Origin of the sequence: Campylobacter concisus, assembly GCF_002914195.1 — a bacterium.
In the GTDB taxonomy this organism is placed as follows: domain Bacteria; phylum Campylobacterota; class Campylobacteria; order Campylobacterales; family Campylobacteraceae; genus Campylobacter_A; species Campylobacter_A concisus_M.
The window spans coordinates 1-1109 of record NZ_PPAU01000017.1 but is presented as its reverse complement, the minus strand read 5'-3'; the positions used below and the strand labels follow the sequence as shown (position 1 = coordinate 1109).

The following is a 1109-nucleotide window of genomic DNA, read 5'->3' as shown; positions in this document are numbered from 1 at the left end:
TAATATTAAATATGATATTATATTAAAAAACAGAGATAATAAGAAATAGACGAATATTGTTGAACTGGCATACATCACGTAGTAAATGCTTATGATATTTATGCATTAGATGAAGAAGGATTGTCACAAGATGAAAGATATGCCATAATTACAAGAATGAAAGACTATGTAAATAAATAGAAAACTGAACAAGCCCTATAAAACAGTACTGATGAGATACAAAACTCTATTAGAAAGAAAAGATAAAAAAATGAAACTAAGAGAAATTGAAATTAGTAGCACTGAGGCAATAGAAAGACTAGATAATATCTTTTTAATAAATTCCATTTTCTTCTTAATTTTGGGGATTATTGTTTTGTTTAGTGCCTCAAATTATGATAATTACAATGAAAAGAGCAGGCGAAAAATTATGGCTTCTGGTGTTATAATAATTGTTTTAGTTCTTGTGGCGCAACCACTATACTTCAAGTTTTGACGTTAAAAAGGATCAGCAAATGATGAATGAAGTTGATGAAATGGCTTTAGCTCTTAAAAAAATCAAAAAGGGCTTTGTTATTTTTTATGAAACACCTAGCGAAACTACTCCAGCAAATTTTAAAGTTTTTGATAATGTATTCGATGCCTTTAATTTTGCAAAAGAGAATAAATTTTTAAAGGGTTTTTACGCAGAAAAAAAATGCTGGGCTGTTTATAAAAATCTGGAAGAACTAAGACAAATACGCGATTGTCAGCGTATTATTAATGAAGACCTAGCAGAGTATAAATTTTTGGGACTAAAGAGGGAGATATAAAAGAGCAATATTTTTTAGTTATGAATTACCCAACCGCTAAAGCAGTTGGTATTTCTGCCCAAAAAGTTCTTAAAGCAACCATAGATAAAAATGTTAGCCTGCTTGAAATCAAAGTAAAGACACTCTAATTATTTAATTCCTTATAGAAAATACTAAAAACAAGCAGGCAAAATCCAAGCGATGCTCTCAGCCTAAAGATCAATTCACATTATCCTGCCTTCCATGCTTATTGATTTAGATAGATTAATTTTGTATTTTTACAAATTATTTTAAAATTTATTTGTATTTTTACTAATAAACCCTTGACAAACTTGTAAT

At 28.7% G+C, this 1109-nt stretch carries 2 protein-coding genes; both read left to right on the top strand.

Features of this window, described 5'->3' with window-relative positions; genetic code table 11:
* The first annotated feature begins 211 nt into the window (after positions 1-211).
* On the top strand, positions 212-475 hold the full coding sequence (locus CYP28_RS00635) for a hypothetical protein (protein WP_141090877.1): 264 nt from the start codon (positions 212-214) through the stop codon (positions 473-475).
* Between the two features lie 19 nt (positions 476-494).
* Positions 495-791 (top strand): hypothetical protein, encoded by a 297-nt coding sequence (locus CYP28_RS00630; protein WP_103592717.1) that lies wholly within the window; start codon positions 495-497, stop codon positions 789-791.
* Positions 792-1109 lie beyond the last annotated feature (318 nt).